The 26,007-nt window shown below is 55.2% G+C and carries 25 protein-coding genes, 1 tRNA gene and 2 rRNA genes (1 of these 28 cut by a window edge); 13 read left to right on the top strand and 15 right to left on the bottom strand.

The window, feature by feature from the left end; genetic code table 11:
• Positions 1-97: 97 nt before the first annotated feature.
• Complete coding sequence (locus ABDK75_RS03435; protein ID WP_346004975.1) at positions 98-2,026, top strand: Hint domain-containing protein; 1,929 nt, start codon at positions 98-100, stop codon at positions 2,024-2,026.
• A gap of 59 nt (positions 2,027-2,085) precedes the next feature.
• Here ABDK75_RS03435 and ABDK75_RS03430 read toward each other — a convergent pair whose 3' ends face one another.
• Positions 2,086-3,159 (bottom strand): alkene reductase, encoded by a 1,074-nt coding sequence (locus tag ABDK75_RS03430; RefSeq protein ID WP_346004974.1) that lies wholly within the window; start codon positions 3,157-3,159, stop codon positions 2,086-2,088.
• Between the two features lie 95 nt (positions 3,160-3,254).
• Here ABDK75_RS03430 and ABDK75_RS03425 point away from each other — a divergent pair, with 95 nt between their 5' ends.
• Complete coding sequence (locus ABDK75_RS03425; RefSeq protein WP_046900860.1) at positions 3,255-3,587, top strand: helix-turn-helix transcriptional regulator; 333 nt, start codon at positions 3,255-3,257, stop codon at positions 3,585-3,587.
• Here the strand turns inward: ABDK75_RS03425 and ABDK75_RS03420 are convergent.
• Positions 3,560-4,036 carry a TspO/MBR family protein gene (locus ABDK75_RS03420; RefSeq protein WP_099213073.1) on the bottom strand — a complete coding sequence of 159 codons (477 nt, stop codon included), beginning with the start codon at positions 4,034-4,036 and terminating at the stop codon, positions 3,560-3,562. The two genes, ABDK75_RS03425 and ABDK75_RS03420, sit on opposite strands and share 28 nt — an antisense overlap.
• A 68-nt stretch (positions 4,037-4,104) precedes the next feature.
• Positions 4,105-4,473 carry a hypothetical protein gene (locus ABDK75_RS03415; protein WP_346004973.1) on the bottom strand — a complete coding sequence of 123 codons (369 nt, stop codon included), beginning with the start codon at positions 4,471-4,473 and terminating at the stop codon, positions 4,105-4,107.
• Between ABDK75_RS03415 and ABDK75_RS03410 the strand changes: the two genes are divergently transcribed.
• From ABDK75_RS03410 to ABDK75_RS03400, 3 genes are all read left to right on the top strand, one after another.
• Positions 4,472-5,458 (top strand): RluA family pseudouridine synthase, encoded by a 987-nt coding sequence (locus tag ABDK75_RS03410; protein WP_046900858.1) that lies wholly within the window; start codon positions 4,472-4,474, stop codon positions 5,456-5,458. The two genes, ABDK75_RS03415 and ABDK75_RS03410, sit on opposite strands and share 2 nt — an antisense overlap.
• A 224-nt stretch (positions 5,459-5,682) precedes the next feature.
• Positions 5,683-6,576 (top strand): RNA polymerase sigma factor RpoH, encoded by an 894-nt coding sequence (gene rpoH, locus ABDK75_RS03405; protein WP_046900857.1) that lies wholly within the window; start codon positions 5,683-5,685, stop codon positions 6,574-6,576.
• Between the two features lie 172 nt (positions 6,577-6,748).
• Positions 6,749-8,185 carry a glycosyltransferase family 39 protein gene (locus ABDK75_RS03400; protein ID WP_346004972.1) on the top strand — a complete coding sequence of 479 codons (1,437 nt, stop codon included), beginning with the start codon at positions 6,749-6,751 and terminating at the stop codon, positions 8,183-8,185.
• Between the two features lie 4 nt (positions 8,186-8,189).
• Here ABDK75_RS03400 and ABDK75_RS03395 read toward each other — a convergent pair whose 3' ends face one another.
• Positions 8,190-8,642, bottom strand: a complete 453-nt coding sequence (locus ABDK75_RS03395) for a hypothetical protein (protein WP_346004971.1) — start codon at positions 8,640-8,642, stop codon at positions 8,190-8,192.
• Between the two features lie 197 nt (positions 8,643-8,839).
• Between ABDK75_RS03395 and ABDK75_RS03390 the strand changes: the two genes are divergently transcribed.
• Positions 8,840-9,220 carry a hypothetical protein gene (locus ABDK75_RS03390; protein WP_346004970.1) on the top strand — a complete coding sequence of 127 codons (381 nt, stop codon included), beginning with the start codon at positions 8,840-8,842 and terminating at the stop codon, positions 9,218-9,220.
• On the top strand, positions 9,217-9,405 hold the full coding sequence (locus ABDK75_RS03385) for a helix-turn-helix transcriptional regulator (RefSeq protein WP_346004969.1): 189 nt from the start codon (positions 9,217-9,219) through the stop codon (positions 9,403-9,405). The genes ABDK75_RS03390 and ABDK75_RS03385 overlap by 4 nt, the downstream gene beginning before the upstream one ends.
• A gap of 49 nt (positions 9,406-9,454) precedes the next feature.
• Here the strand turns inward: ABDK75_RS03385 and ABDK75_RS03380 are convergent, their stop codons facing one another.
• Positions 9,455-10,669 (bottom strand): phosphoglycerate kinase, encoded by a 1,215-nt coding sequence (locus ABDK75_RS03380; protein WP_346004968.1) that lies wholly within the window; start codon positions 10,667-10,669, stop codon positions 9,455-9,457.
• A 3-nt stretch (positions 10,670-10,672) separates the two neighbouring features.
• Positions 10,673-11,692, bottom strand: coding sequence for a type I glyceraldehyde-3-phosphate dehydrogenase (gap, locus tag ABDK75_RS03375; protein ID WP_211501279.1), 1,020 nt, complete (start codon positions 11,690-11,692; stop codon positions 10,673-10,675).
• A 186-nt stretch (positions 11,693-11,878) separates the two neighbouring features.
• Between gap and ABDK75_RS03370 the strand changes: the two genes are divergently transcribed.
• Both ABDK75_RS03370 and ABDK75_RS03365 read left to right on the top strand, forming a co-directional pair.
• On the top strand, positions 11,879-12,334 hold the full coding sequence (locus ABDK75_RS03370; RefSeq protein WP_346004967.1) for a hypothetical protein: 456 nt from the start codon (positions 11,879-11,881) through the stop codon (positions 12,332-12,334).
• Between the two features lie 27 nt (positions 12,335-12,361).
• Positions 12,362-13,804 (top strand): glycosyltransferase family 2 protein, encoded by a 1,443-nt coding sequence (locus ABDK75_RS03365; RefSeq protein ID WP_346004966.1) that lies wholly within the window; start codon positions 12,362-12,364, stop codon positions 13,802-13,804.
• 3 nt (positions 13,805-13,807) lie between these two features.
• Here ABDK75_RS03365 and ABDK75_RS03360 read toward each other — a convergent pair whose 3' ends face one another.
• Complete coding sequence (locus ABDK75_RS03360) at positions 13,808-14,845, bottom strand: exodeoxyribonuclease VII large subunit (RefSeq protein ID WP_346004965.1); 1,038 nt, start codon at positions 14,843-14,845, stop codon at positions 13,808-13,810.
• 93 nt (positions 14,846-14,938) lie between these two features.
• Here ABDK75_RS03360 and ABDK75_RS03355 point away from each other — a divergent pair, with 93 nt between their 5' ends.
• Positions 14,939-15,337 (top strand): DUF4186 domain-containing protein, encoded by a 399-nt coding sequence (locus ABDK75_RS03355; RefSeq protein WP_264649174.1) that lies wholly within the window; start codon positions 14,939-14,941, stop codon positions 15,335-15,337.
• Here the strand turns inward: ABDK75_RS03355 and ABDK75_RS03350 are convergent.
• Both ABDK75_RS03350 and ABDK75_RS03345 read right to left on the bottom strand, forming a co-directional pair.
• Positions 15,319-16,632 (bottom strand): amino acid permease, encoded by a 1,314-nt coding sequence (locus ABDK75_RS03350; protein WP_086633960.1) that lies wholly within the window; start codon positions 16,630-16,632, stop codon positions 15,319-15,321. The two genes, ABDK75_RS03355 and ABDK75_RS03350, sit on opposite strands and share 19 nt — an antisense overlap.
• 25 nt (positions 16,633-16,657) lie before the next feature.
• The gene (locus ABDK75_RS03345; RefSeq protein ID WP_046900845.1) at positions 16,658-17,119 is read right to left on the bottom strand and encodes an Lrp/AsnC family transcriptional regulator; all 462 of its coding nucleotides are present in this window, start codon (positions 17,117-17,119) and stop codon (positions 16,658-16,660) included.
• Between the two features lie 112 nt (positions 17,120-17,231).
• On the opposite strand from ABDK75_RS03345, the gene ABDK75_RS03340 reads away from it, so the two are divergent.
• Both ABDK75_RS03340 and ABDK75_RS03335 read left to right on the top strand, forming a co-directional pair.
• Positions 17,232-18,707 carry an aminotransferase class V-fold PLP-dependent enzyme gene (locus ABDK75_RS03340; protein ID WP_346004964.1) on the top strand — a complete coding sequence of 492 codons (1,476 nt, stop codon included), beginning with the start codon at positions 17,232-17,234 and terminating at the stop codon, positions 18,705-18,707.
• An 83-nt stretch (positions 18,708-18,790) separates the two neighbouring features.
• Positions 18,791-19,690: a delta(1)-pyrroline-2-carboxylate reductase family protein gene (locus ABDK75_RS03335; protein WP_346004963.1), complete on the top strand. Its 900-nt coding sequence runs from the start codon at positions 18,791-18,793 to the stop codon at positions 19,688-19,690.
• Positions 19,691-19,738: 48 nt separating this feature from the next.
• Here the strand turns inward: ABDK75_RS03335 and ABDK75_RS03330 are convergent, their stop codons facing one another.
• Together ABDK75_RS03330 and ABDK75_RS03325 are read right to left on the bottom strand one after the other, a co-directional pair.
• The gene (locus ABDK75_RS03330) at positions 19,739-20,629 is read right to left on the bottom strand and encodes a transporter (protein ID WP_086633956.1); all 891 of its coding nucleotides are present in this window, start codon (positions 20,627-20,629) and stop codon (positions 19,739-19,741) included.
• Between the two features lie 74 nt (positions 20,630-20,703).
• A complete protein-coding gene (locus ABDK75_RS03325) occupies positions 20,704-23,175 on the bottom strand; it encodes a membrane-bound PQQ-dependent dehydrogenase, glucose/quinate/shikimate family (protein WP_346004962.1) in 2,472 nt (823 codons plus the stop codon).
• A gap of 407 nt (positions 23,176-23,582) precedes the next feature.
• On the opposite strand from ABDK75_RS03325, the gene ABDK75_RS03320 reads away from it, so the two are divergent.
• Positions 23,583-24,488 (top strand): helix-turn-helix domain-containing protein, encoded by a 906-nt coding sequence (locus ABDK75_RS03320; protein WP_046900841.1) that lies wholly within the window; start codon positions 23,583-23,585, stop codon positions 24,486-24,488.
• Between the two features lie 9 nt (positions 24,489-24,497).
• On the opposite strand, the gene ABDK75_RS03315 is transcribed toward ABDK75_RS03320, so the two are convergent.
• The 4 genes from ABDK75_RS03315 to ABDK75_RS03300 form a co-directional block, all read right to left on the bottom strand.
• Entirely contained in the window at positions 24,498-24,857 is a 360-nt protein-coding gene (locus ABDK75_RS03315) for an arsenate reductase (protein WP_346004961.1), read from the bottom strand.
• 222 nt (positions 24,858-25,079) lie between these two features.
• Positions 25,080-25,156 (bottom strand) — tRNA-Met (locus tag ABDK75_RS03310).
• Between the two features lie 48 nt (positions 25,157-25,204).
• Positions 25,205-25,319 (bottom strand): 5S ribosomal RNA (rrf, locus tag ABDK75_RS03305).
• Between the two features lie 80 nt (positions 25,320-25,399).
• Positions 25,400-26,007 (bottom strand): 23S ribosomal RNA (locus tag ABDK75_RS03300) (it continues 2,129 nt past the right edge of the window).

Here is a 26,007-nt window from a genome sequence, read left to right as displayed (position 1 = left end):
TCTAACTGCTAGCTTACGCATGTATCGAAAGCGACGACTATTATGTCGGCAGCTAATGTTTGCTCATGGAAATCATGAAACAAGCAGGAGAAGAAACATGGCCAGCGCCCAAACTTATACAACCACATCTGGGGTAACTTATACAGTTACAAATACTTCCTTACTTCCCTCTGTATATAACTCATATGATGTTACCATTACAGCGCCAGATGGCACAGAATTACTGAACGCAACTGATATTAACCGCGGCGTAAACGTTTTTGGGCTTGTCCAGCTTCTTGCGTCGGGTGATGTCATCACCGGCTCATCGGATTCCAGCGTTCTCTTGAATCTTCTCAGTGTCGGAACATACGTCAGCGTACCGGGAGCGACGGGCGACTTCATTATTGGCGTGGGTGCCGCGACAGCAAATACTTATTACATTGGCGGCACAACATCCATATCCGGCCTGGCCAATCTCGTCACGGGATCAACCATTAACGTTGCTGGCGGTACCGCCACACTTACTGGAAGCAGCGGAAGCGCACTCGTTGGCGCTTTGAATGGCTCCACTGTCAATATTGAGTATGGCGGTACATTCAATACTGGGGCCGCACTGGCGAGTGCTTTGGAAGGATCGACCGTTTCATTTGGAACTGGTGGCGGAACACTTATTCTAAACGGTGGCAAAACGGCTATCAGCCTGCTGGCTTCAGGATCGCTGGCAGCGACAACAATCCAGAACTACGACCCATCCAAAGATACAATTGAGCTTCAGGACACCGTAGCTGCCATAACAAAATATACAATCTCCGGAGATTCAACAAAAACTATAACATTATATGGAAGCGATGGAACAGAAGTCGCTGAATATAGTGTTTCCTTAGCATCAGGCGTCACCCTTGCTAACGGCACATATAATTCCGTTAATTCAACCGAAAATAACCCGCTTTCCGTTACCTATAATAACGGCAATACTTATGTCGGTGTTTGCTTCCTTGCAGATTCCATGATTGCAACGCCATCTGGTGACAAGGCCGTCCAAGATATTGAAGTTGGCGACGTCGTATTGGCCTATAACGGTCAATCACAAAAAACCGTTAAAGTTATCTGGGCAGGTCACACTCACGTTAGTACGAAAGCCGATCTTCCAGACGATCAGGCAGGATATCCTGTCCGTATTTTGAAAAATGCCATTGCAGAAGGCGTCCCCTACAAGGATCTTCTCATAACGCCAGAGCACTGCCTGTTTTTTAACGGTAACTTTGTGCCTGCCCGCATGCTGGTCAACGGACGATCCATTTTCTACGACCGCAGCATCACCAGCTACACCTACTTTCACATAGAGACAGAAGACCACTCAGTCATCATGGCTGATGGCATGCTGACTGAGAGTTATTTGGACACCGGAAATCGCCATCATTTCCGCCAGAATGGAAACGTGACTGTTATTTCAGGCCGAACGAAATCGGATCAACCCAAAGACTGGATTAACGATGCAGCAGCCTCTCTGACGGTGGCACGCGATTTCGTGCAGCCGCTCTTTGAGAGAATTCTACAGCGAGCGAAACAGCTCCGCATTCCCGGTCAAACACCACCTGTTGCCATGACGATGAACTCAAATTTTCATCTCGTTTCGGACACTGGCTTGCTCATTCATCAAACCCGCATCACGGGTGGGCGTGTTCTATTCATGATTCCTTCTGCCGTAACATCGGTACGACTGGTGTCACGCTCCAGCCGCCCTTGCGATACCGTCGGTCCATTCGTTGACGATCGGCGACAGCTCGGCGTTTGCGTTGGCGATGTCACCTTCTATGACTCCGGCAAATCAATCTGCCTGTCTGCCAAGAAGTCCGAAAGTGATCTTGCAGGTTGGTATCCTGTCGAAGAGGGCAACATTCGCTGGACGAATGGTAATGCTGTTCTTCCATTGGGAGAACGCTCAGCCAATAGTCTTGGGATGCTGGCTATCGAAGTCCTGGCAGGAGGGCCGTATCTGCTGGAAGATCAGGACCAGCAGCGCGCTGAATCGCTCTTCGCCTAAGACATCATCTATTTCCGCCAAGATAGCCGGGACGACACGTCGTCCCGGCTTTTTCAGGATTACTCAGCGAACGAGTAATCCGTATATCCATGCTCCCCGCGGCTGTACCACGTCGCCATATCATCGGCCTGAAGCGGCAGGCTTTGCGCAAAACGCGTCGGCAGGTCCGGGTTTGAAATAAATTTGCGCCCAAAGGCAATGGCATCGGCCCGCCCTTCACGGACAGCATCCTGAGCGTTTTCAAACGTGTAATCCTGGTTCAACACCAGCGGACGTCGGAACACCTTCCGAATTTGCGGAGAAACCGGCGGTTGATCCGTCTTGCCGAACGTGCCGTTCGGTCCAGGTTCACGCAGTTCAAGCCACGCCACACCCAGACGCTCCAGTTCGGCAGCGGCTGGCACGAAGACGGTTTCCGGTGCGGAATCAAGGCATCCCTGCGTGTCTCCGTTCGGAGAAAGCCTGACCCCCGTTCTCTCTCCACCAATGGTCGAGATGATCCGTTCCGTTACCTGGGAGAGAAGCCGGATTCTATTTTCAGGCGATCCGCCATACTCATCTGTCCGATGATTGGTTCCATCTTTCAGGAATTCGTCAATCAGATAGCCATTGGCGGCGTGAAGCTGAATGCCATCAAAGCCGGCCTTGATCGCATTTTGAGATGCACGCTCATATTCCGCCAGAATACGGGGAATTTCGTCCAGTCGCAGAGCGCGCGCCTCTTCATAAGGCTGCTTGCCATCATAGGTGTGAGACTGACCTGGCGCCGTGGTGGGTGAAGGTGCGACCGGCTGCAGGCCCGTGACAGATGAATGTACCATCCGGCCCATATGCCAGAGCTGGCAGACAATCCGCCCACCCCTGTCATGGACAGCCTTCGTGATTGGCTTCCACGCCTCAACCTGCTCGTCTGACCAGATGCCCGGCGCGTAGGGCCAGCCCAGACCTTCGCGGGAGATGCCTGTTGCCTCTGTGATGATGAGGCCGGCTTCCGCTCTCTGCGCGTAATACTTTGCCATGATCGCTGTCGGAACAGCGTCCCGGCCCGCACGCGCTCTCGTGAGGGGAGACATGAAAATGCGGTTTTTTGCCGAAAATCCACCAAGTTCAATGGGATCAAAAAGATCGGGCATGAAAGGGTACTCCCTGATCGAAACTTCTATAGTTCGATAACGATCGAACTATAGAAGTGTTGCGTCAATTCTTCAAGGAAGGGATAAGACGCCGTATGCCGTGCCATGACTCGCCCGATCTGAAAAAGCTCGATCTGATTACGGTCCTCAGGGCTCTGGCTGATCCCGTGCGTCTGGACATTGTTCAGCGTCTATATGTTCTGGGCGAGGCAAATTGTGCCGCCCTGATCGGGGCGCGCCCAAAGTCCAGCATGTCCCATCATTTTCAGGTTTTGAGAGAAAGCGGTGTTCTGCACACCCGAATTGAAGGCGTGCAGCACCATAACTCCCTCCGCCTTCAGGAACTTGAAGAACGCTTTCCCGGGCTGATGCAATCAATCCTCGGTGGGGCAGACGCCACTCAGTTGCGGCGCCAGACTTCTTCCTGAACAAACACCGCGAACGTCAGCCACACGAAAAACGGTATCTGAAGCTTAGCGGCGGACGGATCAGCTTTTTTTGCCGTCCAGATCGACGCGCCTGACGTCACGACCAGACCAATGCAGATCGCCAATCCCGCATCCAGACGCCGTTTACGGAAAACTGCGAACGGAAAGCCGGCTACGCCAGCAACGCAGATAGCCCAAAGCCAAAGTGCTGCGGTCCGTGCGCAGGAACGTTCAGCTCGCAGAAGACGATACCCAGACCATGCCAGCAGGCCGTCCAGAAGGGTCCAGACCACGGCATACACAGGTGCTGGCGGCGAGAATTCTGGCTTGTTCAGATGGTGATACCACCGCCGGGTTGAGCCATCTTCGGCCGGGCTGATCTCCCGGCCGAGATATTGAGCTCCGAAAACTGTTCCAGCAGCCAGAGCGGCGTCAATAATGCGTCCCATGATGTCTGTCCTGATATGATCTTGTCAGTAACAACGCATCAGGAACTGGAATGTTCAGCCGAAAGACCTTACGGGGCGCTGCGAGGCACGCCGAAATCGAGTTCTGCCATGACGCGACCTGCCTCAGGGCTCCACAAGAGAACGCGTTCAGCGCCCGGGCGCCCTAATGTTACAGCCATCATGCCGTCCGGCCGTGCGGTGACAGCCGTAATGTGTTCCCCCTCTCCCAAGGGCAACGCAAGGCGCGTCGAAGACCCGGATGACGGCGCAGAAATACTGACATCATGATGCGGATGCATAACGCGATGGGCGATCACACCAATCATGACCGCCACGCCAGCGACGATCATAACCCCCATAATAATGACGGCGCCGAGCAACGCTTTCGGTGTACCTGACTCGCTGCCCGCTTGATCCTCGGCTAAACCCTGATTCATGTCAGATCCTGAAACCCCGTTCCGTCTTGTTGTTGATGCCAGCCTGGCCGGCCAACGCGTTGATCGCGCCCTTGCTGACGCCATCGGCACGATTTCCCGCTCCCGGGTCAAGACCCTGATCGAAGAGGGTCATCTGACCCGCAACGGCCAGATCGTCAATGAGCCCGCCGATACACTTCGTGACGGGATGGAGCTTGTGCTTTCGTTCCCTACCCCACTTCCGGCTCGTCCCCTGGCGGAAAATCTGCCCCTGACGATCTTATATGAAGACCGAGACCTGATCGTTCTGGATAAGCAGGCCGGGCTCGTGACCCATCCTGCCCCCGGCAACGAAACCGGCACTCTGGTCAATGCCCTTCTCGGACATTGCGGCGAAGGGTTTGAAGGCATTGGCGGTGAAAAACGCCCCGGAATCGTACATCGCCTCGATAAGGACACATCAGGCCTGATGGTCGTGGCCAAGAATGCCATGGCTCATAACGCCCTGTCTGAAGCGTTCGCTGCGCGCGACATAGATCGTGCTTACATGGCCCTTGCCTGGGGTCTACTGCCCTCATCCGGCGAATTTGACGGTGCCATCGGGCGGGACAAGAAAGATCGCAAGCGCATGGCGGTCGTTCAGTCAGGCGGAAAAACCGCTCTCACGCGCTTCAAGCTTCTGGAGCCGATCCATGCAAGCGTCTCTTTGATCGAATGCAAACTGGCCACTGGGCGAACCCACCAGATTCGTGTTCATCTCTCACAGGCAGGACACCCTCTCCTCGGAGACCCCGTTTATCTGCGTCGTATTCCGGCCGCAGCCCGCGGTTTACCTCAGGATGCGAAAGAAGCGGCTCTCGATTTCCCACGCCAGGCTCTCCATGCCGCCCGACTCGGCTTCATTCATCCCAGGACAAAAAAGCCACTTTCTTTCGAAACTGCGCCTCCTGAAGACTTCCAGACCTTGAAAATGCGCCTGACAGGCTCAACCTCTGAAAGTTCTTGACCTTTTCGGTTCCACCTGTCATAAACTCACTTATCCGACGAGCTGACGCGCCGCCGGAACGGATCGTACCACCGTGCACTGCCCAATCTGGGGGTAAGCGGCTGGGGACGTGATAGTCCTTCCCAATGCGTCACCTGGGTGTGAGGAACTTTGCCTCTGCCAGTTCGTATGAGTCTACTCCTCATCGAGCCAGGCACACCCCCGGGCGAAAGGAATCGAAGACCATGGCATCTCCAGCTGTCATCTCCGTGGGTCCTGAAAACAACTTGACCCGTTATCTCCAGGAAATCCGCAAATTCCCCCTTCTGACGCCGCAGGAAGAGCTCGATCTCTCCCGTGCCTGGCGCAAGAATGAAGACACCAGTGCGGCACACCGCCTGGTGACGTCTCACCTTCGTCTCGTGGCCAAGATTGCCATGGGCTATCGCGGCTATGGCCTCCCGGTGAATGAACTCATCAGTGAGGGCAACATCGGTATGATGCAGGCTGTCCGCCGCTTCGACCCGGAGCGCGGCTTCCGCCTTGCAACCTACGCCATGTGGTGGATCCGTGCTGCCATGCAGGAGTATATCCTGCACAGCTGGTCACTGGTTAAAATCGGTACGACAGCTTCGCAGAAAAAGCTGTTCTTCAATCTCCGTCGCCTGAAAGGGCAAATGCAGGCGATTGATGATGGTGATCTGAAGCCCGAGCAGGTGAATTCCATTGCCACCACGCTCGGCGTTCCGGAACAGGACGTGGTGTCCATGAACCAGCGTCTTGCCGCCCCGGACCATAGCCTGAATGCGCCCCTGCGCATTGATGGCGAAGGTGAGTGGCAGGATTGGCTGGTGGACGATAACGAAAACCAGGAGCAGACTTACGCGGCGTCCGAAGAGTTCAGCGGTCGTAAAGCTCTTCTCGATCAGGCCATGATGACCTTGAATGAGCGCGAACGTCACATTCTGGCCGAGCGTCGCCTCAAGGAAGAGCCATCTACGCTGGAAGATCTTTCTCACCACTACAACGTGTCACGTGAGCGGATCCGTCAGATTGAAGCACGCGCCATGGAGAAGCTTCAGAAGGCCATGTCGGCCGAAGTTGAGCTTCGTCGTCGGGAGAATGGCCTTCAGGCCTGAACAGACAAAATACTCTTCAGAAAAGCTGCCAGATATGTTTCTGGCAGCTTTTTTTGTGTCGGCTCTTTGAGAGATTAATCAAAAATAGAAATAACTAATTTATTACAATAAAATACACAATTAACCTGTAATAGGATGAAGTCTTATAAAAATATAACCAGAAAATTTTCTTGTGATCAAAAATCGAAACGAATTTTTATTAAATGTAAGTTTATTAATTTTTATCATACTCTGCAGAACGCAGACATTCGGAAATCCTCTCATCTATTCCGACGAGGAATTTTATCTCTTCGGAGGCGGTAGAATTCTACATGGAGATCTTCCCTACCTTCAATTCTGGGATAGAAAACCGGTTGGAATATTTCTGCTTTACGCATTTTTCCACCTTTTCGGCTCTTACAGAATTTTCGCCTATCAGTTCGGCGCGGTGATTGCCGTCTGGGGTACGGCCTGGCTTCTGTTTCGCATGGGGAAAACCATCGCTTCCACGACAGCTGCTTTCCTTTCAGCCTTGCTCTATCCAGTCCTCCTCAATCTCTCACGGGGAGAAGGAGGTCAGACCCCGATTTTCTATAATTTCCTCGTAACAGCCGCCATCGCTCTTGTTTTGCATGATCTTCTGCAGCCCGATGGAAAAATTCGAAGAAAAACAGCCCTGTTCGCCATATTTCTGTTCGGCCTCGCTATGCAGATAAAATACACTGTCGTCTTTGAAGGGGCGTTCGTTGGAATTTACTATGTCGTCAGGCAGTATCTAACTTCCCGATCCGTCTCCGAGCCCCTGAAAGACACTGGTCTTCTGGCCCTTATCGGCCTTCTTCCTACATTTCTTGCTTTTTTCTTCTATGTCATGATCGGGCATCCAGGAGCATGGATTTTCGCCAACCTGGATTCCATTTTCCTGCGCGGTCATTTTCCAGACGGAGAAGCGCACCACCTAGAAATTCAAATGCTGAAAGCGGCTCTTCCTCTCCTGCCAGGGTTGATAGCCACGATACTGATCGCACGTACGAAATCATGGCCTGCCCATTATGTCTTTCTCATACTCTGGGCCGGAGCTGCCTGTTTGGGAGTCATCGCATTTGGGGGATGGTATCCTCATTACATTTTGCCGCTTTATGTCCCGCTAGCTCTGGCCTGCGCATCGCTCTGGACCTGGAAAGCCGGTCGGATATGGCTCATTGGTCTTCTTTGCATCGTTTCAGTTGTCGGACAGCTTAGTCTGCACAGACACCGCATAAACGACGGCGATCAGCGAAGTTTTCAGGCCATGTTGGATGTCTTCCAACAAAAACCGGGCTGTGTTTTTGTTTATCAGGGGCCACCTGCCCTGTATGACACACCTTATTGGTGCTCTTTGACCAACCATCCTTTCCCGGGCCATTTCAACACAGCAGTTGAAGCCCATGCGACCGGGATGAATGTTCTTCAGGAACTCGATAGAGTTCTTGCCAGAAAACCTGAATATATCGTCACGGAAGAAGCCTCTCCCTTACGGGAAAATATTGCGGCACGGCGTGAGGTCTTTAAGGCTATCAAAGCAGACTACACGCCAGTATATCGCTTCACGAGCGTGAATGACTCACTCTACATTTACCGCCACAAGTAACTTGTTACTGGGAGAGAGGCACGGCCAAAGCTAGCCCGCCCGCCATTGCGCCGCCGCCTTTACGATGCTGGTCGGGATGATTTTCCGCAGCGGCGTCGTTGATTTCGCCCACTTTATTAGAGAAAAAATCAGGCTTCACATAGGCGTCGGGCTGCCCAGAATCCTGAGGGCCTTCAATATTCTCATCGGGGACTGGAGCCGCACCAAAGCCCGAGGTCATTTGCTGAGCCACGACTTCTGCCCGATGATGGTCCAGACCACGCATCAGCGCCGCCCCTTGCCGCGGATCAGCCGATACTTCCTGTGACAGCGAGGCGTTGAAAGGGTGCGTAAACGCTGAGAATGGCTTCTTTGCCGCCGAAACTGGCTGCACCGGCTCTGCAGCCAATGCACTACACGTCCCTACTGCCAGAGCAAGCAATGGAAAAGACTTCATCAGCATAGGCAGAAGGCGCATCAGGCGGATTCCAGCACGACAGAGAGCTGAAAGCAGTGTGGTGGGTCAAAGCCTCAAATTACAATTGAAAAAATTAGAAAGTTTCGTGACGTCACAAAACGTGATCCGCGCAGGTATCTGAAACGAGCATTTTGTAAAGCTCACTTGACATTCAAGCCCAAAAAGTAAAGCCTGCTTTACAGTAGGAGGGCTCAGACATGCTGTATGGTCGTCAATATCTCATCGAACTCGGTAGCGCGCTCGCGCTGTATCTTGTGCTGCTGTTCGGAGCCAATTATCTGCAACAGGCACTCCACCCGGCACCTTTAACAAGAATAATACTGGCATTCACCCCCATGGTGGGAGCTGTGACAGCAGCATGGGTCATCATGCGTGCAATCTGGCGAATGGATGAATTACAACGTCGGATTCAATTGGATGCCATTGCAATATCATTTTTGGGAACCGCTCTACTGACCTTTGGCTGGGGCTTTGCCGAAAGTGCCGGATTACCGAAACTCAGGGCCTTTGCAGTCTGGCCGATCATGGGAACCCTCTGGTGGATCGGTGGTCTTGTCGCTCAAAGGCGTTATCGATGAACAACTGCCTCAAGGAACTTCGGGCAGAACGAAGCTGGAGCCAGGCCGAACTGGCAGCAGAGCTGGCGGTTTCAAGGCAGACAGTCAATGCCATTGAAAAGGGGCGTTACGACCCGAGCCTGCCGTTGGCGTTCACAATTTCACAGCTTTTCGGCCGCAGTATTGAGGAAATTTTCTTCCCGTAAACCGACCATAAAAAGAGCGGGGAGATTGCCCTCCCCGCTTTTTCAGAACTCAGTCCAGACCAAGCTGGTGTCCGGTTGTGCGAAGCACCTCGATGCCTGGAAGAATTTTTCCTTCCAGCCATTCCAGAAATGCACCACCCGCCGTGGAAACGTAGCTCATCTGGCCAGCAACCCCGGCGTGACGCAGCGCGGAAACGGTGTCTCCACCGCCCGCCACAGTGCGAAGCTTGCCTTCCTGTGTCAGGCGAGCAGCTTCCTGTGCAACCTCAACCGTTGCACGATCAAACGGCTCGATCTCAAACGCCCCGAGTGGACCGTTCCAGACCAGCGTTTTCAACGTAGCCAGACGTTCGTTGATCAGCGCAACAGTGCGCGGACCAGCATCAAGGATCATGGCGTCGTCAGGCACTTCGCCAATCAGGCAGGTTTCGGTTTCTGCACCGGCCTTGAACTCGCGCGCCACAACGGCATCCACTGGCAGAATGATTTCACAGCCCTTTTCCTGCGCCAGATGCGCAATCTTGCGAGCTGTTTCGTGCATGTCCGCTTCCTGAAGGGACTTGCCGACATTCATACCTTCTGCCGCCAGGAACGTGTTGGCCATGGCACCAGTGATGAACAGTGTGTCCACCTTAGCGATGACATTGCCAATCAGATCCAGCTTCGTGGAGATCTTGGAGCCACCGATGATGGCACCAACCGGACGCTCCGGATTCTCCAGCGCAGCCGACAGAGCCGATAACTCAGCCTGCATCAATCGCCCGGCGAAAGACGGAAGATCGTGCGCCACACCTTCCGTAGAGGCATGGGCGCGATGCGCTGCCGAGAAGGCATCATTGACGAAAATGTCGCCATTCTGCGCAATCGCCTTAGCAAATTCCGGATCGTTGGCTTCTTCACCCGCATGGAAACGCGTGTTTTCCAGAACCAGCACTTCCCCATCATTGAGAGCCGCAACAGCGGCTTCAACAGTCGGACCTACGCATTCCGGAACGAAACCAACAGGCTTACCCAGAACTTCCCCAAGCTTTTCAGCAATCGGACGCAGGGACATGCCAGGAACGACCTTACCCTTCGGGCGGTCGAAATGGCTGAGGACCACAACGCGCGCGCCCTTACCGGCAAGCTCATTGATGGTCGGGGCAACGCGCTCGATGCGCGTGGCGTCAGTGATGACGCCGTCATGCATCGGCACGTTCAAATCAGCCCGGACGAGCACGCGCTTGCCGCGTGCCTCCAGGGTGTCGAGCGTGCGGAAAACCATGGGTCAGAGGCTCCCGAAAGCAGCAGCCGTGTCGGCCATGCGGTTGGAGAAACCCCACTCATTGTCATACCAGGCACAGATGCGAACGAGCTGGCCGCCATCGACCAGTGCCGTCTGTGTTGCATCAAACGTGGAAGACGCAGGGGAGTGGTTGAAATCCGTGCTGACCAGCGGCGCCGTGTTGTACTCCAGAACGCCCTTGAGCTTGCCTTCGGACGCAACGCGGATTGCTTCGTTCACGGCTTCAGCAGAAGCAGGAACGGTCTTCGGCACGAAATCGAGCGAGACAAGAGAGACGTTCGGCGTCGGAACGCGGATCGCCGTGCCGTCCAGCTTGCCCTTCAGGTGCGGCAGAACCAGGCCAACAGCCTTCGCAGCGCCCGTGGACGTCGGGATCATGTTCAGGGCAGCAGCGCGGGCACGACGGGGATCCTTGTGCAGGGTGTCCACCGTGCGCTGGTCACCGGTGTAGGAGTGAATCGTGACCATGTAGCCGCGCTCGATGCCGAACGCTTCGTCCAGAACGTAAGCGACAGGAGCAAGGCAGTTCGTAGTGCAGGATGCGTTGGAAATGACCTTCATGTCCGGCGTCAGAACGTCGTCGTTCACACCGAAAACAATGGTGGCATCCACATCCGTTGCAGGAGCGGAGACGATGACGCGCTTTGCGCCAGCATCCAGCAGGGCAGCGGCCTTTTCACGCGTGGTGAAGAGACCCGTACATTCCATGGCGACATCGATGCCTTCAAATGGAACCTTGGACGGATCACGCTCGGCAGAAACGGTAATCGGACCGTAGGTACGGCCGTTTGCTTCAATGATGAGCGTATTGCCTTCAGCGCGGACCTTGCCCGGCAGGCGGCCATGAACGCTGTCATAGGCCAGAAGGTGTGCGTTTGCTTCGACCGAACCAAGATCGTTGATGGCTACGACCTCAACGTCCGTACGACCGCTCTCAATGATGCCGCGCAGAACGAGACGTCCGATACGTCCGAAACCGTTGATTGCGATTTTTACCGCCATGCCTGCCTACTCCGCTATTCTGACGAAAGGGCTTCTTCCATAGCACCGCCACAGCGAAGCAACAGGGGGTTGGCATAGTTTTTCATGAACTTGATGCGCTTAATCTTGCCGAAACCCTCCGTTCCTGCGACGGTCCCGCGCAATATGGCTGCATTTGTCCGACATTTTCGTTCGCCCCGAGGCATCATGGCTCCACGCGCTCTCTCTCTGGCAGGCTGCATCCTGCTGGCTACGCCCCTGCTTGCGGGCTGCAAACTGGTTGATCAGCGCACGTTCAACCCGCAGGCAGGCAAACCGCCTCAGCCGTATATCCCGCCACCGCCCCCGGCCCCGAAAGCGAAACCGCCATTCCTGCAAATCGAAGGTGGGACTCCGGAATCCGAATACGGACCTGTCGTAGATCAGGCTGTTAAGTCAGCGTTGGCCCGCAAGGAGAATGCCCTCTTTGTCGTCAGGCTTCTGGTCCCGCTTCAGTCTGATCCGGCAGCACAAACCAAAGCCATGACAGAAGCTACACAAACAGATCTGGAGCCTGTTGCTCACAGGATCAGCGCGGCCGGTGCCCAGCCTATCCAGCTCGAGATGCATGCTCTCACTGATCCATCGGTCCAGCGTCCGCTGATCCGCGTGGATGTTCGCTAAAACCAGACACCACGGAAACATCACTTTATGCCAAGTGCAGCCTGTGCCGTCCTGACCCATAATGCCGCCCCTCTTCTAAAGGAGTGGCTGCTGTGGCACCTGGCACTCGGTTTCGAGCGCATTCTCGTTCTCGATGCAGGGTCCACAGACGAGACGCAGGCTGTTGCACTCGCAGCAGAACATATTGGCCCGGTTGAACTTCATGAGTTCGTCAGCGGCGATGAGCTCTCGCCTGAAGAGCTCCGCAAGACTTTAACGGCCGAGGCGGCTCGTCTGGTAGGTCAGGAACAGGATTGGCTCCTGGTTTTGGACGTTGATGAATTTCTAGATCCGGAAACAACGCTGGAGAACCTGCTGGCGACAGCGGGAGACGCTGACGCCATCGCCATCAACTGGTGCATCTACGGAAAGCCCCTCAAGCCTGTTCCGGCTCCTTCTGTCATTCAGGCGTCCCCCTATCGGAGTGCCGTCACTTTCCCTGACAACCGGATGGCCCGTCTGCTTGTCCGGACGAAAAAACTCCCAACTTCGATAGACGTCCTGTCTCCGGACTTATCCCGTGAATGCATCGTCCATCCGGATGGCACGCCAGTCGATCGGATCGGCCCTGGTGTCGCTGTCTCATGGAAAGGCGCGCGCATTCTTCATTATGTCTGGACAGGAGATCCAGATATGCCTCCTCATCTTGCAGATCATTATTTCTGCCGGGATGAGGAAGATCTATCCCCAAGACGACGACTGCCTGACGTCTCCATGATCCGGCACGATCTCATGGATACTCAGGCCTATCGGGGATTGGAAAGTCTTCTTCAAAGCCTGACGCAAGAGCCTTCCCTGGCACTCCCTGAACTGTCGGATGCAGGAAGCTCCATGCCGGACCATGGTCAGCATGAGCAGTTTTCCTTCCATCGTATCCGGCCATCTGCCGAAGAGCGGCTCCTTCTAACGCCTCAGAGTGCTCCTCTGCCAACGCGCACACGGGCCTGTTTCATTCAGGATGTAACGGGCGATTTTCTGGTCGTAAGGGCAGATGGATCTCCCCGCTTTTCCAGCGATCCGAATATAAAAACGACAGACAAACTGGTCGGCATTTATCAGGATAGCCATCCTGAAATCTTGATGCTCTCGTCTCTCAATGGGCATCCTGTTCAACTGGCGGACCAGTCTCTTCTGCGGCCTGTTCTGAAAATACGCTGGATTGAGGCCGACACATTCATTTTTGCGGATGATAGCGGGTTTGGTGACACCCTGTTCCAGTTCGTGCCAACCGAGGAGGCAATTTCTCTGGATCTGCCGGCCCTTCCAGCCCCCGACACAGCGGAAGGTCTGTCTTTCAAAGGATTCTGCGCGTGGTTTATTCGCCATCCTCACTGCGCATTGAGAGATGTAGCGCGCGTGATAGCTCTGCTCTCTGAAATGGGACGGAAAGATCTGGGAAACGCTGTACCAGAATTGCAAACGTTCCTCTGACTTTCAGAGAATACGTGACAGTACCAGACCGGCCAGCGTTCCCAGAACCAACAAGATCAGGCCATTCCGCAGACGGGCACCAAATGGTGCTCCCGCCGGGAGCGCTGCCATAGACGTTGCACTCTCCCGCAGCGCGACAATTTCTTCCTGTTGCGCGCGCTCTTCCTCCTGCCGCTGCCAGACACGACCGCTCATTCTGCGTATGTAATGGCCCGCATCAGCAGGCGTCGTTGCGGAATGATCCACCAGCCGCTCCGCCAACGTCCGATTGGCGGTATGCCCAACACCCAGAACACGATGTGCCACACAGTTGGAGAGCGCCTCCAGCACCAGCGGATGCTCAAACACTGCGAAGTCGGAAACATCTCCGCCGCCACGGATCAGAACGATAATATCTTCCCGGCACGTGCCTATGGCGTCCGCAATACGGTGCGGATCGGTCATGGCAACAGGAAGTGCGCGGATACGCTCTGAACGCCAGCCGCCGCCCAGCGCCTGAAGGAAGTCTTCCGAGACTAGTGCGCTGGAGGACGCAGAATGAATGAGAAGCAGTCGGGCGTCCCGGCGGTCAGGGTAAGGCTGAAACTGCCAGCTCAATCCTCTCAGAACATCCAGCAGAGATCGTTCTGCCCGGTCCACTTTCTGACGGCCGGGATCATGTGGTTCAACGGTAAGCACTTCAAACCGGAGGGCAACCTGTCCCCGCAGATGGCGGGCTCGCAGACACCCTGTCACACGGACATAATCTCCGGCACGCACATCTGCTGCCGCCAGAACCAGCTTGGTCGCTTCCAGCGAAATGGATGTCCCAAGCTGCGGATCGACCAGGGGCAGCTGATAATATTTCTTGTATGCGTTAGGCGCGACGTCCCCCAGTTGCCCCTCAACCGCAAGCGGGAAACCCCACTCTTCGAAGTGGGCACAAATCTCATCCAGCCGGGCCGTGAACAGATCCTGAACCTGAAGCGGTGACAGGACTGGCATGGCAGCCATATCACTGGCTGAAGAATCAGTTCGGGTGCGTCTCGGAAAAGCGTCCATGCCGCACCATATGGAGTAAGAACAGATGTTCTCACAGAGGGTGCAGCAGCCCTCACAGCATTTTTTTATGTATTTTCAGAAGGTTGGTCCGTCTTGACCGGTTCTGCTCCTCAGGATCTTCTCCTCCGACTTCAAAAGTCCAGTTTTCGGGCACGGTTTCATCTGGATGAACAGGCCCGCCTCTACCTGGAAAGTCGCGGCCTGAATGCTGTCATGGAACATGGTGCTGCCTTCATCCGGGATCGTCTGGCGCCTGCATGGCCAGCACAGGACGGAAAGCAGACGCCAATGCGAGGGCATCCAGTTTTCATCGCACAGCATGCAACGGGCTCATGCTGCCGGGGATGTCTCGCGAAATGGCATGGTATTGCCGCAGGAAAGCCTCTAACCAGCGAAGATCAAGAGGCAATCCTCGCCGTGTTACGAGCCTGGATTCTGAAGGACATGGGGGCAGATGTTCCCAGTACGCCAGCTCAAGGCGTGTTGTTCTGAATTTTCTTACCTCGCGGCAGAAATCGCTCCGCCAGAAGAATAACAACAATCGCAAAAGCGCCCATTTCGATTTGCGAACGGGTTTCCGCCTGAATCATCATGGCAATGATCGCAAGGGCTATCAGCGCAAGCGCCACGTAGGCCCCAACGGCCTTCTGGGGCATGAGCTTTAATCGTCCCAGAACAAGCAGGGCGTTATTAAAAAGCATAAATCCGCCCGTCAGGCTGACAAGAACAGCAAAAATGACGCCCGGCGACAGAACGGCCGTTACCGCAACCAGAATGGCACTTCCAACACTGGCGAGAAGCGCGCGCCGAGGAAGCTGCGTTTTAGGCTCAACCGCCAGAAAGACCGCGGGAGCATCTCCCTGTTCAGCCAGTTCGAACAGGATGCGCGAGGTGACGTAAATCCCGGAGTTCAGGCTGGAAAGGGCCGCTACGAGAATGACAATGCCCATTGCCAACCCGGCGAAAGGCACATGGAACCGGTTCAGAACCAACAAGAATGGTGACTGGCCCGGTACGATGTCACTCCACGGCACCAGGCACAGAATCATCGAGATGGTCACAAGGTAGAAGCCACCAATACGAAGAGGAATGGTCCGTGTTGCGCGGGCAATGTTCACTTCCGTGTTGTCGGACTCGACCGCGGCCACTGTTGCAATCTCACTGCCGCCCATTGAGAACAGCACTGTCGGAATGACAGCAAGAAGTGCCATCAATCCGTGGGGCATGACACCGCCATGCGCAAACAGGTTTTCCTGCACGGGAATGGAATGTGCCCCAAATGCCCAGATACCAATTCCGATGAAAAGCACGATGGCAGCCACTTTGATGGCTGAAAACCAGTACTCGAACTCGCCATACCCTTTGACGGACAGGAGATTAATGGCGGTCATCACGCCCAGAACGAGAAGTTCTAAAACGGCATAAGGAACCGGAATGTAGGGCGTGAGCATGGATGTTACGGCAATGGCTTCAACGCCAATGACCGTCACCCAGGTCAGCCAGTAGGTCCAGCCTGCGACGAAACCAAAGCGATCTCCAAGAGCATGGCGGATCTGTCCGAGAAATGACGCTCGCCCTGGTGTCTGTGAAGCAAGGTCTCGCATCATGCCGTTCACAAGCCAGACCAGAAGTCCCGCCAGAACGTATGACACGATGACGGCCGGTCCACCCATCGACAGGGCAGCCGAGCAACCGATGAAAAACCCAGCACCAATCACCCCGCCCAAGGCAATCATGACAACATGTCTCGTCCGGAGACTTTGGGCGAGCTGATCTGTCTGGGTCATGAAGTGTCCTTGTCCGTGGTCTGTGTCAGACTGGAAGATCCCTGTTATCTGCCAGGGTTTCCATGGTCATGTATGAGGTGATGGCATCCAGCTCGACCTTGCTGATGATCTGCTGATAGACACGATCGAAATCGTTCATGTCGCATGCCACGACCTTGAGAAGATAATCATACTCACCGGCAATCCGGTAAAAATCAACGATGTTTGGGATCGAAACGACCACTTTGCGGAACGTTTCAAACCATTCGTGTGAATGATGACGCGTCCTCATCAGCACAAAGACCGTCAATGTCAGGCCAAGCGCCTGAGCATTGAGACGGACGGTATCGTGGCTGATGATTCCACTTTCCCGCAGGGCGTTCAGGCGCCTCCAGCAGGCATTCTGGGAAAGGCCAACCTGTTCGGCCAGTTCGCGCTGGGACGGCGTCCCCTGCTTCTGGAGAATGCGAAGGATGGCACGGTCCGTTTGATCGATAATTCTGCTCATAATGATGTAAATGACAACAAAAAACCGGTTTTCGTCTACAAGAAAGAGACAGTTTCCTAGCCGTCATTGAGATATTTTCCTCTTACGAGATCAGGTAAGAGGACAGGGCATCATGGAAACGATCGGCAGTCTCGACAACAGTGCAACAGCGCTTGAGCAATTTGAGAAAATGCTCCGTGCAGGTGGTCGCGACGCCCTCCGCAAGGGCGTTCTCGGAGACGGCACGAAGTTCATGAGCCCTTTTGGTGTTCAGTCGCTTCTTTATGCAGACTATGTCGCTTCAGGCCGCGCGCTTGTTCAGGTTGAGACATTCGTCATGAACGAAGTTCTTCCCTACTACGCCAACAGCCACACTGAAGCGTCTTTGTGTGGGGCATACATGACGCGGATGCGGAATGCGGCGCGTGATGCGATTGCTCGCCTTTGCCATGCCCCCAAGGATCGTTTCACGACCATTTTCATGGGCAACGGCGCGACGGCAGGCCTGAACCGTCTCGTACATCTGCTGGAAATCCCTGCCCGCTGTGCTGCTGGAAATCGCCCGATCATTTTCATTGGCCCGTACGAGCATCACTCCAACATCCTCCCCTGGCGGGAAAGTGGCGCCGAGATCATCGAGATCCCGGAAGCCGAGAATGGTGGTCCAGATCTTGCCATTCTTGAACAGGCATTGACCGCCTGCGACGAAGGCCGCCTGAAAGTCGGCTCTTTCTCGGCAGCATCAAACGTCACCGGCATCATGACGGATGTAGATGCCGTAACGGAACTTCTGAAAAAGCACGGTGCTCTGGCGATCTGGGATTATGCCGGTGCCGCTCCGTATCTTCCCATCGACATGAAGCCCGGCACGCCTTTCGAAAAAGATGCCGTGGCGGTGTCCTGTCACAAGTTTATCGGTGGCCCGGCAGCCTCAGGCGTTCTGATCGTCCGCAATGACGTCGTGACGCGATGCGGCCCGGTTCTCCCAGGCGGAGGAACAGTACGGTTCGTTTCCCCCTGGAACCATGACTACACCACGAGCCTTGCAGCTCTCGAAGAGAGTGGAACACCAGACGTGGTGGGAGACATCCGCGCGGCACTGGCCTTTATCGTCAAGGACGTCATCGGCCAGACTTTCATGAGCGACCGCAATGCGGAGCTTCGCGCCCGCGCTGTTGCCCGTTGGAGCAAAAACCCGAATATCCGCATTCTTGGTCACGCCACAGCTGAAGCCCTGCCCATCTTCTCCTTCCAGGTCCGGGACGAAAGCACAGGTGGCTTCATCCACCAGCAGCTTTTCACGCGCATGCTGTCGGACCGCTATGGCATTCAGGTGCGTGGCGGATGCGCTTGTGCAGGACCGTATGCCCATCGCCTGCTCGACATTGACGAAGCGGCCTCGGATGCAATTCGTCAGGCCATTCTGTCTGGGCAGGAAATCGAGAAGCCCGGCTGGACACGCCTGAATTTCAGCGTGCTGATGGATGATGCCAAAGTCGAACGCATTCTCGATGCTGTCGATGATCTGGCGCTCGACCCGCATTCGGTCGCAGCCGCTTACGAATGCGACATCTCGACAGCCCGGTTCCGTCCAAAAGCGGCTGCTTAACCGGGACAGGGACGCTCTCTCGCCATCCCTTCATCTTCAAGCCAAAACGGGGCATCTTCCGGACAACAGCAGGAAGATGCTCCATGAAGACTTTGACCGCCGCCGAAACGCGAAAACTGCTTCCCTTTCCCGCTCTCGTGGAAACACTTCGGAGAGCAGCTCAGGACTATCATGCTGGACAGATTTCCTGCCCTGAACGCATGGTTGTGCCAACGCTTGATCGCTCCGGAACGGTCATGTCGATGGTTGCGTGTGCGCCTGATATTCTCACGACAAAACTTCTGACCCTTTATTCTGGCAACTCCGCACGCAGTCTTCCTGCTATTCAGGGGCAAGTCATGTGCATGGATGCTGTCGATGGTCAGTTTCTGTTCGCATTGGACGGCGTTGCTACGACGGAACGACGCACCGCTGCCATCTCCATGCTGGGGTTGGAGTGCTTTCGCCCAGACACTCTGGAAACGGTTCTTCTCATTGGTACAGGCGTACAGGCCAAAGCTCATCTGGAAGCGCTGAATGTGCTTTATCCGGGCCTCACGGTTTATATTCGTGGTCGCTCTGGCGAGAGCGTAGCCGCACTGACAGGAAGCGAAGCATACCCCGCCCTGAGGCTTCGCAATGATGACGAAACTTGCGACCCGGATGTAGTCATCACCGTGACCAGCAGCCAAAGTATTCTGTATGACGCGCCGCCAAAGTCTACGCGGCTGATTATTGGTGTGGGGGCTTATCGACCGGAAATGATTGAAATAGGTCCAGCCATCGTCAACGGAAGCACCTGTGTCGTAGATGATCCCGTTGGCGCACCATCAGAGGCGGGAGATATCATTCAGGCAGGGAAAAACTGGGAAGAGGTCCAACCTCTGGCTGCTTACCTATCCGGCAAAGAAAAACCGGAAGGTCCAGTATTTTTCAAGAGTGTCGGCTGTGCTGCTTGGGATCTGGCAGCGTGTCGCCTCGCCCGACAAACACTGGGCCTCTAGGAGGTGGCACCCCGTCCGAGAATACTGCTCGGACGGGAGAAGCCATCTTTACCAGAGATAGACCAGCTTCATGTAATACGCATTCGTCTCAGGCACGTTTCTGCCATCAACAGAATGAGAATACCGACCGGTTAATGAGACGCGCTTGGAAATATTGACCATGGCGCCCACACCCAGTGCGACTTCACGCCCACTGGATTCACTGACCCAACTGTTGGCCGTGTTGTCCCGCATTCCGGCTGTGTTCTGCCAGTCGAATGCAAAGAACGGCTCAACAATCTTGCTCGCTTTCCAGCTGAAACGCAGGTTGGAATGAAAGACCGTCCCGGGCGAATAGCTGTGCTCGCCTGTCTTGTGCTTCGTGGATGCTACAATTGCACCCAGATCCCCATCGAAGCTGAAATGCTTCCATTCATAATCGAACATGAAGCTGGACAGGTTTGACCAGTAGCTCGGGGACAACGCATCCCGTGTGCCAACCGGCGTCTGCATGAAGGTCTGGATACCGAAGGTGCTGTGAGCATTCGGCTTGAACCAGACAGCAGGGCCCACGATTGTCGGACCGAGGCCACCGTAATCCTTGCCCTGTGCCAGAACGAAGCTTTCCGACTGAATGACTTCAAACGCAAAACCGACATGCGGCAGAGCGTCAAAGCTGCGAAAATGCACGTACTTCGTCATACCCGCCCAGGTGTGGCTTCCCCCAGTGGGCTGACGCCGGCCACCACTGTCATAAGTGTTTCCCGCGACATTTCCATCTCCGTACTGCACGAGCACGTTGAACGGTTTGAAGTCCACCGGCAGGTCGTATTCATGCGGGCCAATGATGGCCAGAGGAATATCAGCAGCATGTGCCGCAAGGGCTGGCAGGAGGGAGGAAGCGGGCAATAGAATGCTCAGGGCCCGGAGACACCCTCCGGACCAGATTTTGCGAACCATGACTTTTATTTCCGTAGAAGAAGAAACTGGAGCGCCTCCAGTAAAGAAAGCGCTCCAGCAGTAATAAGGCCAGATCAGTGCGCGGCTGCGCCCTGCTGTCCGTCAATCGTGTAAGCGATGATATAGTCACCGCTGCGGGTGCCAAGGCCCCCATGACCGCCAGCGGCAATCAAAACATACTGCTTCTCGCCGATTTGATAGGACATCGGGGTTGCCTGTCCACCAGCCGGCAGACGGTCACGCCAGATAACCTTACCGGTCGAAACATCAAAGGCACGCAGGTAATCGTCAGCTGTCGCACCCATGAAGGATACGCCACCCTTTGTGATGACACTGCCACCGATGTTGTACATGCCGGTCGGAAGCGGAAGGTTGTTGTGCGTCCGGAAAGGACCGGTGTCGCGCGTCGTACCAACCGGGTGCTGCCAGACAATCTTCTTTGTCACCAGATCGATAGCGGTGATCGTACCCCAGACTGGTCCCTTGCAGGGGATCTGAAGCGGGTTCAGCCACGGGCTGGTGTAAGCGATGTAAGGCGTACCGTAGTCAGGAGAGACACTAAGCGCATCGCCCTTGGCTTCCGGCTTGTCACCCTTGCCATCCCACTTCGGCAGGATACCACTGGTTTCAGCGTGGTTACGCTTCTCCAGACGGATCCGGAATGGCAGGTAGCTTGCGTTGGCGATCAGCAGCTTGCGCTGCGGGTCGATGGACGCACCCTGCCAGTCAACCACACCATAGAATGCCGGATAGACGATCGTCGTCTTGCCAACATGCGGCGGCGTGAACTGACCTTCATAAGCGGACTGACGGAACTGGATGCGGCAGATCATCTGATCCAGCAGCGTCGCGCCCCACATGTCGCTTTCCTTGAGGTCTGGCGGCGTCAGAGACGGCAGACCAACAGCAAACGGCTGCGTCGGAGAAACATGGTCGTCTGCGGCAACACCAGCAGTTGGAACCGGACGTTCCTCAACCGGGTAACCCGGAACTGGCTTGCCTGTGCGACGGTCCAGAACGAAGAACTCACCGCGCTTCGTGGTCTGGATCAGAGCCGGGACGGTTTCACCGTTCGGGCCTGGCAAATCAACCATCGACGGGCCAATGGCCAGATCCATGTCCCACAGATCGTGATGCACGGTCTGGAAGGTCCAGCGACGCTCACCGGTTTCGATGTCGAGAGCAATCGTTGCACTGGAGGTTGCGTCGTCGAACGGACGGCGTGAACCACCCCAGTTATCCGGCGGGGAGTTACCCATCGGCAGGTAAAGCAGGCCGAGGTTCTCATCTGCCGTGTAAACGCCCCATGCATTCGGGGTGTCACGCGTCAGCTCGTCGTTCGGGCCGGGCTTCCAGTTTTCCGGGTTGTGACCGGCATCCCAGGCCCACTCGATCTCACCGGAAATCGGGTTGAACGCACGGATTGCACCGGACGGCTCGAAGTTCGCCTGGTTATCAAAGATCCAGCCACCAAGAACCACACGATCCTTCACCACCAGCGGCGGAGACGTCACGAAGTGGAAGCCATGCGGCACATGACCAAGATACTGGCGCAGGGAGATGAAGCCGTGCTCGCCGAAGTCTTCGCAGGGCTTGCCTGTTTCGGCATCGACAGCAAGAAGACGAACGTCACCAACCGGGGAGAAGATACGCTTCTGGCAGGCCTTGGAGCCATCAGGAGCGGTATAGTCGTCCGGAGCCTTGTAATAGGAGACGCCGCGGCAGGCGAGATAGACGTTGGCAGCCAGATCTTCAGCAGCAGGCTTCGGATCGAACTTCCACTTCACCTTACCCGTTGCGGCATCAAGGGCCATGACCCAGTTATGCGGCGTGCAAAGGTAGAGCGTGTCATCAACCTTGATCGGGGTAACCTCGAGGTTGAACTCGTGGCCTTGATCCGGACCGGCCACAACACCTTCGTCAGCCTTCTGGACGTCACCCGTCTGGGTAACCCAGGCGCGCTTCAGGTTGCTGATGTTGGCAGGCGTGATCTGACCCAGCGGGCTGTAACGATCACCGCCGACCGTACGGCCATAAGCAGGCCAGTCAGCTGCGGGCGTGCCCTTGCCGGTCTCGTCAACCTGGCCAGATGCAGCCATACGCTCGGCCGGGAGCGTGCCATTGATGGAGTAGGAGGTGAAGCAGCTTGCAACGATCGCCACAACGGCGATGGCAGCAGAACCAGCCAGTTCCCGCTTGTCCGTAGCCCAGGACGCATTGGAGCGCCAAACCCACGGCAGAAGCATCCAGCAGGCAATGCCAACCAGAGTGAACAGACGAACTTCCAGCCCCCAGATGTTGAAGCCGACTTCAACAACAGACCAGATCGTGGCAACCAGCAGCAGACCTGCATAAATACGGCCTGCCTGAGACGGGTTCTTCAGGCTGACGGCAGCCGCCGCAAGCATGACGAGACCAGCCAGCGCATAGAACCAAGACCCACCGAGCACGAGCAGATAACCGCCCCCACCCAGCAGGAACAGCCCAACAAGCGCGAGCAGGATAGAGGTTACTGGAGACAGCACCCTCTGGAGAGAAGAAGACATGACACCTCGTTTTTCAAAAATATGGAAAACCACTTTTTCTGAAATATTTTGTCTCTCTTAATCGCTTAAGGAGCAGGATATGATCCGTCCCCCATATGACTGTGCGAGGGCAGAAAACTGCTGCGCAGGTCTTTCCCTGCCGGCCGGATGATTGTCTTGAAAAGCTTGTTTCTCATCCATGCATCCAACCCCTCGCCAAGAGCGTTACAACAGAAAGGTGAGAGCTACCGGTGGACGAAACTTTCGTCTGAAAGATACGGGCACCAGTCAGTCACGCACTCTGACTGCCTTGTTCCTTCCACAACCCGCGCGACGCTATCCATGATCGGATCTCTTTCACCCGATTGTGACTACATCGTCGCCACCTGTCGCAGTTCTGAGACACATCTGAAAATCGAGAGACACTCATGACCGGCATTACGCCACAAACCGGTCTGTCCGAGTCATGGATCCGGTGCTCCACCAGCTATAACCTTGATCCGGCAGAGCGGTGGGAAACACGTCTTCTGAGCCAGCCGGAGTTGCGTTTTATCAGCAACCGCACGCGCCTCCTGATCCAGCATGCCCTGCCAGAAATGGAGCGCCTGCATACGATGGTGATGGCGCTCGGCTTTACCGTGATGCTGGCTGATGCAAACGGGGTTGTACTGTCACGCCAGACCAGCCGTGACGATCTGACAGGATGCCGTCGGTGGGGTTTTCAGGCTGGTGCACTCTGGGACGAAGCGAATGCCGGCACCAACAGCATCGGAACATGCCTTCAGGAAAAGAAGCCTGTCATGGTGCTTCAAAGCCAGCACTGGCGGCTATGCTTCCGGGGCCTGACCGGCATTGCCGCCCCTCTTTATAATGCTAGTGGAAAACTCGCCGGTGTTCTGAACATCTGTTCCTTTGCGGGGAACGATATCCTACCATTTGCAGGTCTGCTGATGGAGACCATGACGACCACGGCTCGTAAGATCGAAGAAAGGCTGTTCCGGGAATTTTTCCCCAACGAGACGATCATTACGCTGGGTCTGGCGACAGCGAGTTCAACACCGCTGGTTGCGCTGAATACTGATGGACATGTGCAAGGCGCCACGCATGCGAGCCGGGAACGCATGCACTGGCCGGAAGGCGAACTGGAGCACCTGCCTGCTCTGATGAACTTTCTGGACTCAGAAGATGAGCTGAGTTTCCGAAAAGCCGAGGTCCATGTCATCCGCTCAGCCCTAGCCACCACGCAGGGCAATGTCAGCGCAGCAGCTCGGACGCTTGGCATCAGCCGCTCTACGCTTCATCGCAAAATCAAGATGCTAAACCTGATGCCGTAAGCATGGGGTTTAGCTCGCGAATAGTGCTTCGTACTCGACAGGCTTAAAACCGACACCCACGATGTTGCCCTCACGTTCCAGAACAGGTCGTTTGATCATGGAAGGTTGAGCAAGCATCAAGGTAATAGCTTTCGCCTGGGTCATATCTTCCTTCTGCTCTGGTGGCAGCTTGCGAAACGTCGTGCCCGCTTTGTTGAGCAATATCTCCCAATCGACCTGACCGACCCAACCGTCAAGAACCGCCCTTGAGATCGCATTCTTCTTGTAGTCATGGAATGCGTAATCAATATCGTGATCAGTCAACCAAGCTTGGGCTCTTTTCATAGAGTCACAGGCTTTGATTCCATACAATATGATTAGATTATCCATCCTGTTTTCCTCACAATCTTTCTGCCCCTTACACTACCATGAGTTTCGGGTGCACTTGTGCATCAACAAAGTGATTAATTCTGGCCCGACCTAGGTAGCTATATTTTTCAACCGATTGGTGGTTCTGGTCTTCGAGTGATGTGTGGTGTGATTGGGTAGTCTGGAACGCAAAAGGCCACCCTGGAGGGTGGCTTTTGTGGGTCCTGGACAGGACTTATTATATGGTTGCGGGGGTAGGATTTGAACCTACGGCCTTCAGGTTATGAGCCTGACGAGCTACCGGGCTGCTCCACCCCGCGGTGGTAATGGTGATGTTGGTGTTTTGGGAGTGATGAGTGGGCTAGGGGACCTGGCGGCGACCGACTTTTCCGCACCTTGAGGTGCAGTATCATAGGCGCTGAGGGATTTCACGGCCGAGTTCGGGAAGGGATCGGGTGTAGGGCCCTCGCAATGGCCACCAGGTCTTCTAGCCCACCCAGTCTTTTTGAGAGTGGGTGGAGGTTGGTGTTTTATGAGTGTGGCTGATTTCTGTGCATGTGTTTGATGTGAGAAGTATGAGCGATTAGGACCGGTTAGCTGCATGCATTACTGCACTTTCACACCCGGCCTATCAACGTGATGGTCTGTCACGGCTCTATGAGACCTCGTTTTGAGGTGGGTTTCCCGCTTAGATGCTTTCAGCGGTTATCCCGTCCACACTTAGCTACCCGGCTGTGCCACTGGCGTGACAACCGGTGCACCAGAGGTATGTTCATCCCGGTCCTCTCGTACTAGGGACAAATCCTCTCAAGTCTCTTACACCCACGGCAGATAGGGACCGAACTGTCTCACGACGTTCTAAACCCAGCTCACGTACCACTTTAATCGGCGAACAGCCGAACCCTTGGGACCTGCTCCAGCCCCAGGATGTGATGAGCCGACATCGAGGTGCCAAACCTCCCCGTCGATGTGGACTCTTGGGGGAGATCAGCCTGTTATCCCTAGAGTACCTTTTATCCGTTGAGCGATGGCCCGTCCACGTGGGACCACCGGATCACTATGGCCGACTTTCGTCTCTGCTCGAACTGTCATTCTCGCAGTCAGGCGGGCTTATGCCATTGCACTCGACAGCCGGTTTCCGACCGGCCTGAGCCCACCATCGCGCGCCTCC

The sequence above is a fragment of the Gluconobacter sp. OJA genome, assembly GCF_039638325.1.
GTDB classification, from domain to species: domain Bacteria; phylum Pseudomonadota; class Alphaproteobacteria; order Acetobacterales; family Acetobacteraceae; genus Gluconobacter; species Gluconobacter cerinus.
This window is presented reverse-complemented; position numbering and strand designations above follow the sequence as displayed.